This window comes from Curtobacterium sp. MCPF17_003 (genome assembly GCF_003224385.1).
Lineage (GTDB): Bacteria > Actinomycetota > Actinomycetes > Actinomycetales > Microbacteriaceae > Curtobacterium > Curtobacterium flaccumfaciens.
The window spans coordinates 519514-534724 of the sequence record NZ_QKLC01000001.1 but is presented as its reverse complement, the minus strand read 5'-3'; the positions used below and the strand labels follow the sequence as shown (position 1 = coordinate 534724).

The following is a 15211-nucleotide window of genomic DNA, read 5'->3' as shown; positions in this document are numbered from 1 at the left end:
GACGACACGACGGCGTCTTGCGACACCCACTCGCGCGACCCACGCGCGCGCTCTGTCCCCCGTTCTGCGGACCGCGCTCCCACAGAACGCGCTGAACGAACAGGACCCGGCAGTTTCCTGTACCCCGCAGCGCGTCGTCGTGTTACGTCGAGTGCATGCCAGGACAGACCCGTCGATCCGACCGACCGCACCGAATGACGGACATGACTGTCGACGTGATCCTGCCGTGCCTCGACGAGGCGGATGCCCTGCCGAAGGTCATCGCGCGGCTCCCCACGGGCTACCGGGCCATCGTCGTCGACAACGGATCGACCGACGGATCAGCCGACGTCGCCCGCGCCCACGGTGCCCTCGTGGTGACGGAACCCGTCAAGGGCTTCGGTTCGGCCTGCGCCGCCGGGGTCGCCGCGGCGACCGCCGACTTCGTCGCGTTCTGCGACGCCGACGCCTCGATGGACCCCGCCGAGCTCCCGCCCCTGGTCGACCGCGTGGCCAGCGGCCGCGTCGACCTGGCACTCGGCCGCCGCGTCCCGACCGGCCGCGGTGCGTGGGCTCCGCACGCGCGCTTCGCGAACCGCGTCCTCGCCGTCCTCATGCACCGCGCGACCGGCTACCGACTGCGCGACCTCGGCCCGATGCGCGTGATGCGCCGCGAGGACCTCGTCTCCCTCGATCTGCGCGACCGCCGCAGCGGCTACCCGCTCGAGATGGTCCTGGCCGCCCACGCCGCCGGCTGGCGCGTCGACGAGTCCGACATCGGGTACGCGCAGCGCATCGGCGACAGCAAGGTCACCGGCACGCTCCGCGGCACGATCAACGCGGTGCGCGACATGTCCCGTCTGCTCCGTGCGTACCGCCGGGAGGCCCGTGCCCGGGTCGTCGCACCGGGGCCGCTCCGCCAGGCGGCCGAGTCCACCCCCGTGGTCGAGGAGGCCCGCTCGTGACCGTCGACCCCACCCACGTCAGCGACGCTGCAGCCGACGGCGTCTCCGTCCCGGTGACCGTCGCCGTCGTGGCGAAGGAGTGCCTGCCCGGCAAGGTGAAGACCCGGCTGACGCCGGCGCTCTCCCCCGAGGGCGCCGCGCGCGTCGCTTCCGCGAGCCTCGCCGACACCCTGGCGACCGTCCGCGCACTGCCCGCGGCCCGCCGGGTCCTGTTCTTCGACGGCGACGTCGTGCCGGCGTCGGCCGAGGGGTTCGAGGTGCTGCGCCAGCCCGGTGGCGGCCTGGACGAGCGCCTCGGGTTCCTGTTCGACGCCGTCGACGGTCCGCTGCTGCTCGTCGGCATGGACACCCCGCAGGTGTCCACCGCGGACCTCGCGCCGGTGTTCGACGACGCCGAGCGCGACGCCTGGTTCGGCCCGGCCGAGGACGGCGGCTTCTGGTCGCTGTACCTGCGACGGCCCACCGGCGACCTGCTGCGCGGCGTCCCGATGTCGCGTGACGACACCGGAGCCGTGCAGCTCGCACGCCTGACCGACGCCGGACTCGACGTGGGCGTGCTCGGGGAGCTGCTCGACGTCGACACGATTGCGGACGCCGAGCGGGTCGCCGACCTCGCACCCGACTCCGACTTCACCAGGGCACTCCGTGCCGAGACCGTGGGGAGCACCCGATGACCATGCACGCACCCGTCTCGTTCGGTGCCGGCGGCGGCGAGCCGTACGCCCGTGCCCTGCGCACCGACGGCCACCTGCGCCTGACCGACCCCGACCGGCCCGACGCCGTCACCACGATGGACGTCGGTCGCTGGAGCGCCGCCGCCGACCGCGTCGACCGCTCGCTGCTCGACGACGTCGACGGCGGGGTCATCGACATCGGCTGCGGTCCGGGCCGGATGCTCGTCGCCGCCCGGTCCCGGGGCATCCCGGCGCTCGGTGTCGACGTCTCCGCCGAGGCCGTGGCCATCGCGCAGCGCGCCGGCGGCACGGCCCTGCAGGGCTCCGTGTTCGACGCGGTGCCCGACGAGGGCCACTGGGACACCGCGCTGGTGATCGACGGCAACATCGGCATCGGTGGCGACCCCACGGCCCTGCTCACCCGTTGCCGCGAGATCGTGCGCGCCGGCGGCCGGGTCATCGTCGAGACGAACCCCGAAGCCGCGGCCGACCGCGTGTACACCGCGCGGGTGGTGGACGCCGACGGCAACGAGAGCGCCGGGTTCCCGTGGGCCGAGGTCGGCCTCGACGCCCTGCACCGGCACGCGGCGGACGCCGGGATGGTCCCGCGGCAGAGCTGGACGGCCGAGGGCCGGAACTTCTGCGAGCTGCTCGCCTGAGCCTCCGACACGCGCTTGTTTTGCACCATGCAAGACAAGCGCGTAGGGTGGTGGTCATCCAGCCGACGGCGTCGCGGTCGCCGGCTCGGTGACCCGCGGACCTCGGCACGACGACGAGGAGCACCCATGCAGAACCGTCAGAACCCCCTGGGCGGCGCCTACGTGACCGGCCTCGAGACCCGCGCCGAGCTCGGCAGCTACACGGGCGACGCGACCCGCAGCCCGATCGGCAGCTACACGGGCGCCGGCATCGGACGAGCACTCGGACGCTTCGTCGACACGCAGTTCCGCCGCCCCGGGACCGCGACGTCCTCGACGCGCACCGTGACCGGCTCGTTCCGCACGGCGACGGGATCGTTCCGCACCGCCTGAGGCACCCGCCTCCACAGACCGCGAGCGGTCGTCCACCCCGGGGGTCCCCCCTCAACCCGGGTGGGGCGGCCGCTCGCTCGCGTTCCCCCGACCTCCGGTGCACTTCCCCCGAACGCGCCAGGGCCGCCGATGCCAGGATGGACGCATGAACGACCGCGCCGGCACCCCAGCGACCGCAGACGACCTCGTCGACCTCGACGAGCTCCTCGCCGCCTACCACGACCGAGTGCCCGACGTCTCGATCCCGGAGCAGAAGGTCGTGTTCGGCACGTCCGGACACCGCGGGTCGTCGCTCGACACCGCCTTCAACGACATCCACATCGCCGCCATCACGCAGGCGATCGTGGAGTACCGCCGCGACCAGGGCACCGACGGGCCGCTCTTCATCGGCCGCGACACCCACGCGCTCTCGGCCCCCGCCGAGCAGACCGCTCTGCAGGTCCTCGCCGCCAACGGCGTGCGCGTGCTCGCCGACAGCCAGGACGGTTTCGTGCCGACGCCCGCGCTGAGCCACGCGATCATCCGCTACAACCGCGCCGGCAACCCGGACACGGCCGACGGCATCGTCATCACGCCGAGCCACAACCCGCCCCGCGACGGCGGCTTCAAGTACAACCCGCCGCACGGTGGCCCCGCCGACAGCGACGCCACGAGCTGGATCGCGAACCGGGCGAATGCGATCATCGAGGGCGGCAACGCCGAGGTGCAGCGCACCGAGGACTCCGAGCCCGAGCGCTACGACTTCCTGAACACGTACGTGGCCGACCTCGAGAACATCATCGACATCGCCGCGATCAAGCGTGCCGGCGTGAAGATCGGCGCCGACCCGCTCGGTGGCGCCTCGCTGCCGTACTGGAACGCCATCCGCGACCACTACGGCCTCGACCTGACCGTCGTGAACCCCGCGGTCGACCCCACGTGGGCGTTCATGACGCTCGACTGGGACGGCAAGATCCGGATGGACCCGTCGAGCCCCTCGGCGATGGCCTCGGTGCTTGCCCGCAAGGACGACTTCGACGTGCTCACCGGCAACGACGCCGACTCCGACCGGCACGGCATCGTCACGCCCGACGGCGGACTGATGAACCCGAACCACTACCTCGCGGTCGCGATCGAGTACCTCTACGCGCACCGGCCCGAGTGGCGCGACGACGCCGCGATCGGCAAGACCCTGGTGTCGTCGAGCATCATCGACCGCGTCGCCGAGTCCCTGGGCCGTCGCCTGTGGGAGGTCCCGGTCGGCTTCAAGTGGTTCGTCCCCGGCCTGATCGACGGCTCGGTGGCGTTCGGCGGCGAGGAATCCGCGGGTGCGTCGTTCCTGCGCACCGACGGCACCGCGTGGACCACCGACAAGGACGGCATCATCCTGGCGCTCCTGGCGTCCGAGATCGTCGCCGTCACCGGCAAGACCCCGTCGCAGCTCTACGCCGAGCTGACCGAGCGCTTCGGTGCCCCGGTCTACCAGCGCGTCGACGCCGCGGCCTCGAAGGAGCAGAAGGCCCGCCTCGGCAAGCTCGACGGCGACGCCATCACCGCGGACACCCTGGCCGGCGACCCGATCACCGCGAAGCTGTCGAAGGCGCCGGGCAACGACGCAGCCGTCGGCGGCGTGAAGGTCGTCACCGACAAGGCGTGGTTCGCCGCGCGCCCGTCGGGCACCGAGGACGTCTATAAGATCTACGCGGAGAGCTTCGTCGGGCAGGAGCACCTCGAGCAGGTGCAGCGCGAGGCCAAGGAGATCGTCGACGCAGCACTGGGCGCCTAGCGCCCTCGTCGGACGGGCTGCGGGTCTCGGACACCGCAGCCCGTCCGCCGGAACCGAGCCGGGCCTCCAGGCCGTGTGCCAGCGGGGCCCACTGGGCGTACCGTGACTGCCGATCCACTCAGGAAGCCGTCTCGGCGCGACCGAGCACTTGCGGCAGTTGTAACTTTGCAGGCAGCGCAAAAATCGTTCTGCCAGCGCATCGGTACCCCGGGAGACCCTGCTCATGACCCAGACGGCGACCGCACCCGCGGCCCCCACCACGGCGTCCAACGTCGTGATGAACCACCGACAGATCCTGTTGGTGATCTACGGCCTGATGGCCGGCATGTTCCTCGGTGCCCTCGACCAGACGATCGTCGGCACCGCGATCCGCACCATCGGCGACGACCTGCACGGACTCGACCAGCAGGCCTGGGTCACCACCGGGTACCTGATCGCGTCGACGGTGACGACCCCGATCTACGGCAAGCTCTCCGACATCTTCGGTCGCCGGCCGCTCTTCATCACCGCGATCGGCATCTTCATCGTCGGCTCGTTCGCGGCGTCGTTCTCCGACTCGATGCTCATGCTCGCCGGGTTCCGCGCACTGCAGGGCCTGGGTGCCGGTGGTCTGATGTCCCTGCCGCTGGCGATCATGGGCGACATGCTCGCTCCACGCGAGCGGGCGAAGTACCAGGGCTACTTCCTGGCGGTCTTCGGCATCTCGTCCGTCATCGGGCCGCTGGTCGGCGGCGTCTTCGCCGGTGCGGACCAGCTGCTGTTCATCGCCGGCTGGCGCTGGGTGTTCCTGATCAACGTGCCGATCGGCATCATCGCCCTGTTCATGGTGCTGACGTTCCTGCACCTGCCGAAGTTCGGCGACCGCGGCAAGCCCCGCATCGACTGGTGGGGCGCGACGCTCGTCATCGTCACGCTCGTGCCGCTGCTGCTCATCGCCGAGCAGGGCCGCGAGTGGGGCTGGGACTCCCCCGCCGCGTTCGCCTGCTACGCCATCGGCGCCCTCGGCCTGATCGCGTTCATCATCGTCGAGCGGGCCATGGGCGACGACGCGATCCTGCCGATGAAGCTGTTCGGATCGCGGGTGTTCTCGATGTCCGCGATCCTGTCCGTGCTCGTCGGCTTCGGCATGTTCGGAGCGATGCTGACGATCCCGCTCTACCTGCAGATCGTCAAGGGCGTGACCCCGACCGAGTCCGGGTTCGCCATGCTGCCGATGGTGCTCGGCCTGATGATCTCGTCGATCGCCTCCGGCCAGATCATCTCCCGCACCGGCAACTACCAGGTCTTCCCGATCACCGGAACGGCGTTCACGGCGATCGGCTTCACGGTCCTGACGTTCCTGACGGCCGACCGGCCCCTGTGGTTCCTGATGCTCGGCATGTTCGGCATCGGGCTCGGACTCGGACAGCTCATGCAGACGCTGACCCTCGCCGCGCAGAACTCGGTGTCACCGCGGGACATCGGTGTCGCCACGAGCGCCGCGACGTTCTTCCGCCAGATCGGCGGCACGATGGGCACCGCTGTCCTGCTCTCCGTGCTGTTCACCCTGATGCCGACGAACATCAGCGCCGCGATGCAGAACGAGTCCGACCTGAAGAGCGCGCTCAACGCCGCGATGACGCCCTCGGTCGCGAACGCGTCGAAGAACCAGGGCGTGATGGACGAGATCTGGACGAAGATCGTCGACCCGGTGCAGCAGAACGTGCAGGACGGTCTCGACCAGGGCACCGCGCAGGCGAAGCAGGCCGCCGATGCCGCCGTGACCAAGCAGGTGACGGCGGCGGTGCAGCAGCAGGTCGCCGCGGGGACCGTCCCGGCCGCAGCAGCGGACACGATCATCGCCCAGCAGATCGACGACGCCAAGCCCGCAGCCGAGCAGCAGGCGCTCGAGACCGCCGCCACGAAGGCGAACGCCTCGGTCGTCGACGGCAAGCTGCAGATCGACTACTCGGACAAGGCGCAGCGGGAGAACGTCGTCGACCAGGTCGCCCCGACGCTCATCAAGCAGCTCAAGAGCGGTGACTCGGCCGCGAGCTCCTCCACCGACTCGGCGACGAGCGACACGTCGTTCCTGAACGGGGCGGACCCCCGGCTCAGCCGTCCGTTCCTGGTCGGGTTCAGCGACTCGGCCGTCCGTGTCTACTACGTCGGCCTCGCGGTGATCCTGCTCGCGTTCGTGCTGACGTGGTTCTTCCGGGTGCCGCCGCTCCGCAAGACCTCGGCGCTGCAGGAGCAGGCCGATGCCGCACGCACGGCGGCCGGTGCGGGGTCGGACGGGAGCGCCGCTGCAGCTGCTGCCGCCGCCGCACCCGGCGCCGGGCCGGTGCCGCAGGGGTCGTCCTCCGCCGAAGTGCCGACGTCGCCCGAGGTGCCGACGTCGCCGGACGTGCAGCCTCGGGCCGCCCGGGCCGCCCGGGCCGCCCGGGCCGCCCGGGCCGCCGGAGCGTCGGACGTCTCGGTGCTGCCGCACGGGGTCGACGACACCCGCGCGCCGCTGCCGAACGCCACGACGCACGGTGCACACTCGGCGGCTGCGCCGGTCGACGAGCCCCCGACGACGACCGGTGCCATCCGGACCCGGGCTGCCCACGCCGCCCCGGTCGTGGAGCCGGACGCCCACGGGGCCGGAGCCGATGCGGCGGAGGCGAGCCGGGCCTCCCGGCCGGACGCTGACGAAGCGCACGGACACGGGCGGCACTCCGCGGAGTAGTCGGCGCGGGCGCTCGCTCGGTGCGTGTGCATGTTCCGACGATTCACGCGTCGAACGACTCGTGGATCGTCGCAGACCCCGCTCGCCTCAGCCCGCCTGACGATCCCGTGCGGAGGCTACGAGCGCTCTCGCTCGCGCATCTCGACGTAGTCCCCGGCAGCGCACGCCGAGGTACCACTGACCGTGTCGCCCCCGCCGAGGTCGGAGGACTGGAACCCGATGTTCGCCACGCCGTCCCCGCTGCCGTCGACGCCGCTGTAGGACGCGTCGGCATCGGAGAACCGCTTCGTGTCGAGTCCGCGCTCGCCCCACAGCTTCTCGAGCGTCCGGATCCCCTGCTCGACATCGCCGCGATCAGCGCGCGACTTGATGTACGTGTAGTTCACACCCTCGCCGACGCCGCGCTCGTCCTCGCACGTGCCGAGCCGCGGCCCTTCCTGGACCGTCCACGTCCCACCGAGCGCATCGGTCGTGTCGTCGACGAGCTGCTGGATGCTGCGCTTCGCATCGGCCGGCTCCTGGGTCGGTCGGTTCTCCATCTGTCCTCCAGAACAGCCGGCAGTCGTGCCGACGATCGCGATCGTGGTCACGGTGACTGCGATCCACTGCTTCAGGGCGGTCATCGGCGTCGGTTCTCCGTAGGGTTGTCGGGCGTCCAGCATGTCACCCTGCCGGCGTCACACGGTCGCCGTGACCGGTCGTCGTCTTTGCCACGTTCCTCAGCGAATCCGTGCCCGGGTCGAGGTAGCCGTTGCCGCTTGCGGTGTGCACGCCGTGGTCCTTCACCGGGTCGAAGCCGTCGGCGCCGTCCGCGCCGAAGGTCTCCGCGCCGAAGCTAGAGTTCGTCGGGTCGAGCCGGTACGGCACGCTGAACCCTCTGCCGATGTAGGCGTACTGGTCGCCCAGCCCGGGAATGCCGACGAAGGTGTCCTGGGCCTGCCCCGCGTAGACGTGGTCAGCCTGGATGTCCTGCGCTGTCGGGATGGTCTGCGGGATGCCGGCAGACGCGATCGACGTGAACGAGTCGACGTGGACGCCGGGTGCTGTCAGTCCGATCGACGCCGTCGTGGTGCCGTACGAGTGTGCCAGGACGTTCGTCCGGGGCATGTCGCCGGCACGAACGGCGTCGAGCCCACGGATCGATGCCGCCAGCTTCGCCCCACCGCTCTCGGCCGCGTCCTCGTTGAAGACACCGAGATCAGGCGGCGCTGGAGGCGCCTCGTAACCCATCCAGGCGATCACCGCACGGTTTCCCGGGCCGTCCACCTTGACCTGCTCGTCCGCGACGTTCTGCGCTGCTTGTACCCAACCGGTCATCGTCTTGGTACTGGATCCCATCCCCGGAACGGCCCACGTGACGTTGGTCGCGGTGTCCAGGTCTCCGATCGAGACGGCGGCCAAGGGCGGGACGTCTCCCGTCAACGAGATGAGGAACCGGTTGTCCCCCAAGCTGGCCCGGATGCTCCTCAGCGCTTCGCGCTCATCGGGATCGAGGTTCTCGCGCGCGAGACGGTCGTCGAGGACCTCTTGGTTCGCGGTGTTCCGTGCCCAGTACGGGATCCCCTCGAGGTTCCCGAGCATCGCGAGCACCTCGGGCGGCAACGCCAGGAGGTCCACCCCGTTCGCCTTCGTCAGGCCGAGACCCGCCCAGGTCGCCGCGACCTCGGCCGGCGTGGCCCCGGGTGCGAGCAGGGTTTGGAACGACGGGGGGATCGTCGCAGCAGCAGCGAAGTCGAGGACGGAGTTCGAGAGCGTGCTGATCGCGCCGGCGCGTTCGAACGCGGACGCTATCCGCTCGATCCAATCTGCATCGGAAGCGTTCTCCTGCAGGTACCGGTCGAACCCCGGGAGCAGGGTCGAACTGGACACCTCTGCCCAGGAGCAGTTGCTCGTGAAGCCGGACCATGCCGTCCGCAGCTTCACCGCATGCTCCGAGAACCCGCGATCCGAGGCCCGCGCCGACGCCACGAAGGTCCGGAGCCGCTCGGGGTCCGCCGAACTGCGACCCATGCTCGACCCGCCAGCCGTTCGCGGACGGTCCGATGCGGAGAACGACGCCGAGATCGGTGTTGGTCGGATCGGGATGTCCGAGGGCTTCGGGTCGAACATCGGAGTCGGCTTGACCTCGAAGATCCCCAGCGGTTCATCGTCGGCCTGCTGACGCGCGGTCTCGCGTCCCTGCCAGGCGTCGACGGCGGCCAGCCGTTCGCGCTCTCGCTGGGCCTCACCGGTGACGACCTGCACCGCGTCCGCAAGTCGACCGAGCGCACCGGCGAGGCGGACACGATCAGCGGCTTCGGCCACCGCAGCTTCGGCGAAGCGGTCAGCGTAGGCACCGGAGAAGTCAGTGGAAGCGTCCTCGGCAGCTGATCGACGGGCGGAAGCCGCGAACAGCAACGTGATGTCCGCTCCAGTCGCCGCCTTGATCAGGCGGTTCGCCGCGCTTTCGTCGAACGGTATGGTCCCCAACATCGCCCCCGTGATGCTCGCGTCCGCTCATCGACGGCCGAGGCCTCAACCCTACCCATCGACGACGATGTGCGGACACTCCCGTCCCGGACCCTGCCCACGCCTCAGACCGCCGGCGCCGCGTCCCCCGCCGCTGCCGCCGGTGCTCCGGCCACCTCGAACGACGCCCCCGGCAACCGCTTCCGCATCACGTCGATCGCCGCAGGGTTGTCGTCCACCAGCACGTACCGCCGCCCCAGCGCCTGTGCCACGGCGCCCGTGGTCCCACTGCCCGCGAAGAAGTCGAGCACCCAGTCCCCCTCGCGCGAGGACGCCTGCACGATCCGCCGCAACACTCCCTCAGGCTTCTGCGTGGGGTAGCCGGTCTTCTCGCGGCCCGTCGGCGAGACGATCGTGTGCCACCAGACGTCGGTGGGCAGCTTGCCGCGCTCGCGTTTCTCGGGGGTGACGAGCCCCGGCGCCATGTACGGCTCGCGGTCGACCGCCTCGGAGTCGAACCAGTACCGCGATGGGTCCTTCACGTAGACCAGGATCGTGTCGTGTTTCGTCGGCCAGCGCGTCTTGGACTTGGCACCGAAGTCGTAGGCCCACACGATCTCGTTCAGGAACGACTCGCGGCCGAAGAGCGCGTCGAGCAGCACCTTGGCGTAGTGCGACTCGCGGTAGTCGAGGTGCAGGTACAGCGTGCCGTCGGCGGCGAGCAGCCGCCAGGCCTCGATGAGTCGGGGTTCGAGGAACGACCAGTAGTCCTCGAACCGGTCGTCGAAGCGCATCAGGTCGCCGCGCACCCGCTCGTAGGTCCGGCCGTGGAACCCCATCACGGGACCGTCGGCCTTCGGCACGGCGGACGTCGCGTGCCGCCGCTGGTACCGGCCGGTGTTGAACGGCGGGTCGAGGTACACCAGCGTGAAGGAGCCGTCCGGGTACGCGGGGACCACGTCGAGGGCGTCGCCGAGGACGACGCGGTCCGGGCCTCGGTCGTCTCCCCTGCGCACGGACCCATTGTCGCGCACCGAGCGAGCACGCTCGACGCGCACCGCACCGCACCGAGCGGACGCGCAGCACACGAAGCAGGCGTGCAGCACAGAGCGCACGTCCAGGCCCCGGCGTACGGTCGAGTGCATGGCAGCAGCACCCGAGGTCCGCAACGACACCGACAAGCAGCAGTACTCCCTGATCGAGGACGGCGAGGTCATCGGCCTCGCGGCGTACGAGATCGACGGCGACGAGATCCGCTTCGTGCACACCGAGGTCGATCCCGAGCACCGCGGTGGTGGGCACGCGTCGATCCTGGTGCAGCACGCGCTCGACGACGTGCGCGCGAGTTCGTCACGCCGGGTCGTCGCGCAGTGCAGCTACGTGCACGCGTGGATCGAGCGGCACCCGGACTACCAGGAGCTCACGACGCGCTGAGCGAGCAGCAGGTCGCGCAGCAACCCCCTCAGTACGAGCGGTCGTGCGTCCCGGCGCGGGCCTCGTGCCGCCCGGCGCTCCGCACCGTCGGCACCCGGATGAGCACGCTGCCGCTGAGCAGGTCGTGGTCGTCGTCTGCCGGCGACGGGGCCTGTTTCGGCAGGCGTGCCTGCCGTTCGTACTCGGCTTGCGTCTCGTGCCGGGTCGGTGCGAACACCTCGTCCAGCATCCCGACCATGCCTCCGGATCCACCGCTCCGCTGGGACTTGTTCGACAGGTCGATCCACCCCATGCGATCGGCGATCCACACCACGACGGCCACGGCGGCCACCGCCCCCAGGAAGATCAACCAGTTCACGGCAGCGACGCTACGTGGGCCGCGCGGCGAGCGGATCAGCCGCGCGGGGGATTCTCATCATCCACACGTCTGGTTCATGAGGTCGAGGCGCACACTCGAGTCAGCGGCGGCCGGAACGTCCCCCTCAGGTCCGGCCGTCGCGTCCACCGTCGATCGGGAACGGGGCTCACGGCACCCGCTCGAGCCACTCCTTCGTCGCGAACTTCGTCCGCACCAGCTCCTGCGCCCGCTCCCGCTCGGCCTCGGTGACGTGCCCTTCGGTCGCTCCGTACAGGCGGGTGAAGGTGCCGATCAGCCGCTCGATGATCTCGGCGCGGGACAGCCCCGTCTGCGAGCGGAGCGGGTCGACGCGCTTCGCGGCGCTGGTGGTGCCCTTGTCGCTCATCTTCTCGCGCCCGATGCGCAGCACCTGCACCATCTTCTTGCCGTCCATGTCGTAGCTCATGGTGGCGTGATGCAGCAGCGAACCGGTGCCGAGGCGCTTCTGTGCGGCCCCGCCGATCTTGCCCTTGGTCGAGGTGATGTCGTTGAGGGGCTGGTAGTACGCCTCGATGCCGAGCGACTTGAGCGCCTCGATCACCCATTCGTCGAGGAACGCGTACGAGTCGGCGAAGGTCATGCCCTGCACCAGGTCGGACGGCACGTAGAGCGAGTACGAGATCACGGCGCCCGCGTCCATGAACATCGCGCCGCCGCCGGAGATGCGTCGGACCACCTGCACGCCGTACTTCTCGGCGCCGGCGGGATCGACCTCGTTCTTCAGCGACTGGAACGAGCCGATGACGACGGCCGGCTGGTCCCACTCCCAGATGCGCAGCGTGGGACCGCGACGGCCGGCACCGACCTCTTCGGTCAGCACCTGGTCGAGCGCGAGGTGCTCGTTCGGGCTGATCGGCCCCTCGTGCACGATCTGCCAGTCGTGGTCGCGCCAGGTCGAGGCCCGCGACAGCGCGCGGCGCACCGCGACGCCGACGGACTCGGGCGTGAAGCCGAGCAGCACCGCATCGGTCGGCAGGGCCGCGCGCACGGCTGCGGCGATGCCCGCGGCGTCGGTGGTGGCGGGGAGCCCGTTCACGGCCGCGTCGATGAGCGGCAGCGCGTCGTCGGGTTCCAGGAAGAAGTCACCCGCCAGGCGGAACTGCTGGATCGTGCCGTCGACGACCTCGAGGTCGACGACGACCAGCTTGCCTCCGGGGACCTTGTACTCACCGTGCATGCCGCAACCCTATTCCGGACAGCCGACTGCCCGGCAGTGGGCCGGCCTGGTGACGGACTGGAGACCCGTGGCGGCGTCGCGACGGGCCTCCAGTCCGCCACCGGTCGCGTCGCAGGACGCGGCGAGCGCCGTCAGCGCGTTGTCACCCGGTCGAGCCACGCGACCAGGTCGCCCACGACCTCGTCGCGGTTCGTCTCGTTGTAGACCTCGTGCCGCGCGCCCTCGTACACCTGCACGGTCACGTCGGACAGCCGGCCGCGTCGGCGGTACGCCTGCGCCAGTCGCTCGACGGAGCGCGGCCCGCCGAGGGCATCGTCGGAGCCGACCTGCAGCAGCATCGGCAGGTCGTGCGGGATGCCCCGTCGCGGGACCCCGAGCAGTCGGAGGGTGTCGGCGAGCCCGAACAGCCCGATGACGTCGGCCTCGACCGCCAGGGGGTCGACCGCGACGGCGTCGATGATCTTCCGGTCGCGGGTGAGCCACTCGTACTTGGTGGGCCCCGACCCCGCGTGCCGGGCGTTGAGGTCGCCGCTGTTCATCCAGCCGGGCAGCCGGTAGGCACTCGCGGACAGGACGACGCCGTCGTAGCGGTCCGACGAGGTGTTCACGATCCGCTGCGCCATGAGCGACCCCCACGAGTGCCCGAGCAGCACGAGCGGCAGCCCGGGTTCGTCGGCCCGCGCGACCGCGCTCATCTGCTCCACCGCAGCGATCGCCGCGCGCAGGCCGCCGGGGCCGAGCCGACCGAGCTTGGTGTGGTCGCCGTCCCACTGGGTCAGCCCGGTGCGTCCGTGCCCGCGGTGGTCGTTGGCGTGCACGGTGTAGCCGGCGCGCACCAGGTCCTGCGCGAGCGGTTCGTACCGGAGCCCGTGCTCCCCGACCCCGTGCGCGATCTGCACGACGCCCTTCGGCCGCGCCGCACGCCAGGTCGAGTAGACGATCTCGACGCCGTGGGCGTCGGTGAACGAGGCGTCGCCGCGAGCGGCGGAGAAGGTGGGCACACCCGCATCTTCGCAGACGCGCTCCATCCCGGACCTGTTCACCCGGCGTTCACGCAGGGGGTTCCGGGCGGGCCTACCGTCCTGCGCATGGACGTCATCGTCATCGTCACGCTGGTGATCGTCGTGGCCCTCGTGTTCGACTTCACGAACGGCTTCCACGACACCGCGAACGCCATGGCCACGTCGGTCGCCACGGGAGCACTCAAGCCCCGACCGCCGTGCTCATCTCCGCGGTGCTCAACGTGGTCGGCGCGTTCCTGTCGACCGAGGTCGCCAAGACCGTGTCGCAGGGCATCATCCGCGAGGGGCAGGACGGCATCCACATCTCCCCCACGATGATCTTCGCGGGGCTCGTCGGCGCGGTGCTCTGGAACCTGGCGACCTGGTACCTCGGGCTGCCGTCGTCGTCCACCCATGCGCTGTTCGGCGGGCTCATCGGCGCCTCGATCATCGGGGCGGGGCTGAACTCGATCAGCTGGGCGACGGTGGTGTCGAAGGTCGTGCTGCCGGCGCTGCTCTCCCCGGTCATCGCCGGGGTGATCGCCCTGGTAGCTACGTACCTGGCGTACGTGCTCACGAAGAACGCGACGACGCACGGTGCCGCGACCGGGTTCCGGCACGGGCAGACGATCTCGGCGTCGCTGGTGTCGCTCGCACACGGCACGAACGACGCGCAGAAGACGATGGGCGTCATCACGCTGACCCTCATCGCCGCGAACTACCAGGCCGCCGGCACCGGTCCGGCGCTCTGGGTGATCCTGGCCTGCGGACTCGCGATCGGCCTCGGCACGTACACGGGCGGCTGGCGGATCATGCAGACCGTCGGCAAGAAGATCTCCGACGTGCAGTCGCCGCAGGGCTTCGCCGCCGAGACGAGCTCCGCCGCGACGATCCTCATCTCGTCGCACCTGGGCTTCGCGCTCTCGACGACCCACGTGACGAGCGGCGCGGTCGTCGGCTCGGGCCTCGGCAAGAAGCTCGCCGACGTGCACTGGTCGGTCGTCGGCCGCATCGTCGTCGCGTGGGTGATCACGCTGCCCGCCGCTGCGGTGGTCGGGGCGCTCGCGACCTGGCTCGCGTCGACCTCCGCGTTCGGGCTGGTGCTCGTCGCGGTCCTCGCCCTGGCCGGCGGGCTCACCTTCTCCGTCCTCGCCAAGCGCAAGCCGATCTCGCACGAGGACATCACCACCGAGTCCGGGCCGTCCGAGCAGAGCGAGCCGCAGCCGACCGGCGTGACGAACTGAGGGGAACGACGATGGACATCGACTTCACCGCGATCGGCACCGTCGCCGGCGTCGGCTTCGTGGCCGCCGTGGGCCTGGTGCTCGTGTACACGCTCGGCCTGCGGCTGCTCGGGACGGGGCAGCCGGACGACGCGGGCGGCGAGCGCACCCAGTACTCCGACGAGAACCCGCGCTCCGGGCACACCCCGCCCGTCGCCCTGGCGGGTGCGGTGTTGTGCTTCGCCGTGTGTGTCGCCGCGGTCCTGGCGGGCGTCTGGTTGACGATCCCCCAGTTCCACTGAGGACGTTCCTTCCAAGAGCGCTCGCGCTGGGAAGCGGAATCGGGCGTACCTGGTCGAAACTCTCGACCAGGTACGCCCGTTCCGACCAGGTACGCCCGTTTCGAC

The 15211-nt window shown here is 70.7% G+C and carries 15 protein-coding genes and 1 pseudogene; 9 read left to right on the top strand and 7 right to left on the bottom strand.

Translation table 11 applies throughout. From position 1 onward, the window contains the following. Positions 1–194: 194 nt before the first annotated feature. The 6 genes from DEJ30_RS02535 to DEJ30_RS02510 all read left to right on the top strand — a co-directional run bounded on the left by DEJ30_RS02535 (position 195) and on the right by DEJ30_RS02510 (position 7124). Positions 195–944 (top strand): glycosyltransferase family 2 protein, encoded by a 750-nt coding sequence (locus tag DEJ30_RS02535; protein ID WP_110858888.1) that lies wholly within the window; start codon positions 195–197, stop codon positions 942–944. Beyond that, positions 941–1618, top strand: a complete 678-nt coding sequence (locus DEJ30_RS02530) for a DUF2064 domain-containing protein (RefSeq protein WP_258369777.1) — start codon at positions 941–943, stop codon at positions 1616–1618. Before DEJ30_RS02535 ends, DEJ30_RS02530 begins: the two co-directional genes overlap by 4 nt. Beyond that, positions 1615–2277 (top strand): bifunctional 2-polyprenyl-6-hydroxyphenol methylase/3-demethylubiquinol 3-O-methyltransferase UbiG, encoded by a 663-nt coding sequence (locus tag DEJ30_RS02525; protein ID WP_110858887.1) that lies wholly within the window; start codon positions 1615–1617, stop codon positions 2275–2277. Before DEJ30_RS02530 ends, DEJ30_RS02525 begins: the two co-directional genes overlap by 4 nt. 126 nt (positions 2278–2403) lie before the next feature. Beyond that, a complete protein-coding gene (locus tag DEJ30_RS02520) occupies positions 2404–2649 on the top strand; it encodes a hypothetical protein (protein ID WP_110858886.1) in 246 nt (81 codons plus the stop codon). A gap of 145 nt (positions 2650–2794) precedes the next feature. Continuing rightward, positions 2795–4414, top strand: coding sequence for a phosphoglucomutase (alpha-D-glucose-1,6-bisphosphate-dependent) (gene pgm, locus DEJ30_RS02515; RefSeq protein WP_110858885.1), 1620 nt, complete (start codon positions 2795–2797; stop codon positions 4412–4414). Positions 4415–4637: 223 nt separating this feature from the next. Next, positions 4638–7124 (top strand): MDR family MFS transporter, encoded by a 2487-nt coding sequence (locus DEJ30_RS02510; RefSeq protein ID WP_110858884.1) that lies wholly within the window; start codon positions 4638–4640, stop codon positions 7122–7124. A 116-nt stretch (positions 7125–7240) separates the two neighbouring features. On the opposite strand, the gene DEJ30_RS02505 is transcribed toward DEJ30_RS02510, so the two are convergent. The 3 genes from DEJ30_RS02505 to DEJ30_RS02495 all read right to left on the bottom strand — a co-directional run bounded on the left by DEJ30_RS02505 (position 7241) and on the right by DEJ30_RS02495 (position 10588). After that, positions 7241–7747, bottom strand: a complete 507-nt coding sequence (locus tag DEJ30_RS02505) for a hypothetical protein (RefSeq protein ID WP_071248253.1) — start codon at positions 7745–7747, stop codon at positions 7241–7243. Between the two features lie 40 nt (positions 7748–7787). Continuing rightward, positions 7788–9596: an alpha/beta hydrolase gene (locus DEJ30_RS02500; protein WP_110858883.1), complete on the bottom strand. Its 1809-nt coding sequence runs from the start codon at positions 9594–9596 to the stop codon at positions 7788–7790. 101 nt (positions 9597–9697) lie between these two features. Beyond that, positions 9698–10588, bottom strand: a complete 891-nt coding sequence (locus DEJ30_RS02495) for a site-specific DNA-methyltransferase (protein ID WP_110858951.1) — start codon at positions 10586–10588, stop codon at positions 9698–9700. 127 nt (positions 10589–10715) lie between these two features. On the opposite strand from DEJ30_RS02495, the gene DEJ30_RS02490 reads away from it, so the two are divergent. Continuing rightward, the gene (locus tag DEJ30_RS02490) at positions 10716–11006 is read left to right on the top strand and encodes a GNAT family N-acetyltransferase (RefSeq protein ID WP_027465074.1); all 291 of its coding nucleotides are present in this window, start codon (positions 10716–10718) and stop codon (positions 11004–11006) included. Positions 11007–11034: 28 nt separating this feature from the next. On the opposite strand, the gene DEJ30_RS02485 is transcribed toward DEJ30_RS02490, so the two are convergent. From DEJ30_RS02485 to DEJ30_RS18455, 4 genes are all read right to left on the bottom strand, one after another. Then, complete coding sequence (locus tag DEJ30_RS02485) at positions 11035–11364, bottom strand: hypothetical protein (protein ID WP_110858882.1); 330 nt, start codon at positions 11362–11364, stop codon at positions 11035–11037. A 166-nt stretch (positions 11365–11530) separates the two neighbouring features. Continuing rightward, on the bottom strand, positions 11531–12580 hold the full coding sequence (locus DEJ30_RS02480) for a biotin/lipoate A/B protein ligase family protein (RefSeq protein WP_110858881.1): 1050 nt from the start codon (positions 12578–12580) through the stop codon (positions 11531–11533). Positions 12581–12711: 131 nt separating this feature from the next. Then, the gene (locus tag DEJ30_RS02475) at positions 12712–13581 is read right to left on the bottom strand and encodes an alpha/beta hydrolase (RefSeq protein ID WP_110858950.1); all 870 of its coding nucleotides are present in this window, start codon (positions 13579–13581) and stop codon (positions 12712–12714) included. Between the two features lie 38 nt (positions 13582–13619). Beyond that, positions 13620–13775, bottom strand: a complete 156-nt coding sequence (locus tag DEJ30_RS18455) for a hypothetical protein (protein WP_258369788.1) — start codon at positions 13773–13775, stop codon at positions 13620–13622. Between DEJ30_RS18455 and DEJ30_RS02470 the strand changes: the two are divergent. Then, a pseudogene (locus tag DEJ30_RS02470) lies at positions 13705–14825 on the top strand (anion permease). The gene DEJ30_RS18455 and the pseudogene DEJ30_RS02470 sit on opposite strands and share 71 nt — an antisense overlap. Before the next feature lie 11 nt (positions 14826–14836). Next, on the top strand, positions 14837–15106 hold the full coding sequence (locus tag DEJ30_RS02465; protein WP_110858880.1) for a hypothetical protein: 270 nt from the start codon (positions 14837–14839) through the stop codon (positions 15104–15106). Positions 15107–15211: the final 105 nt, after the last annotated feature.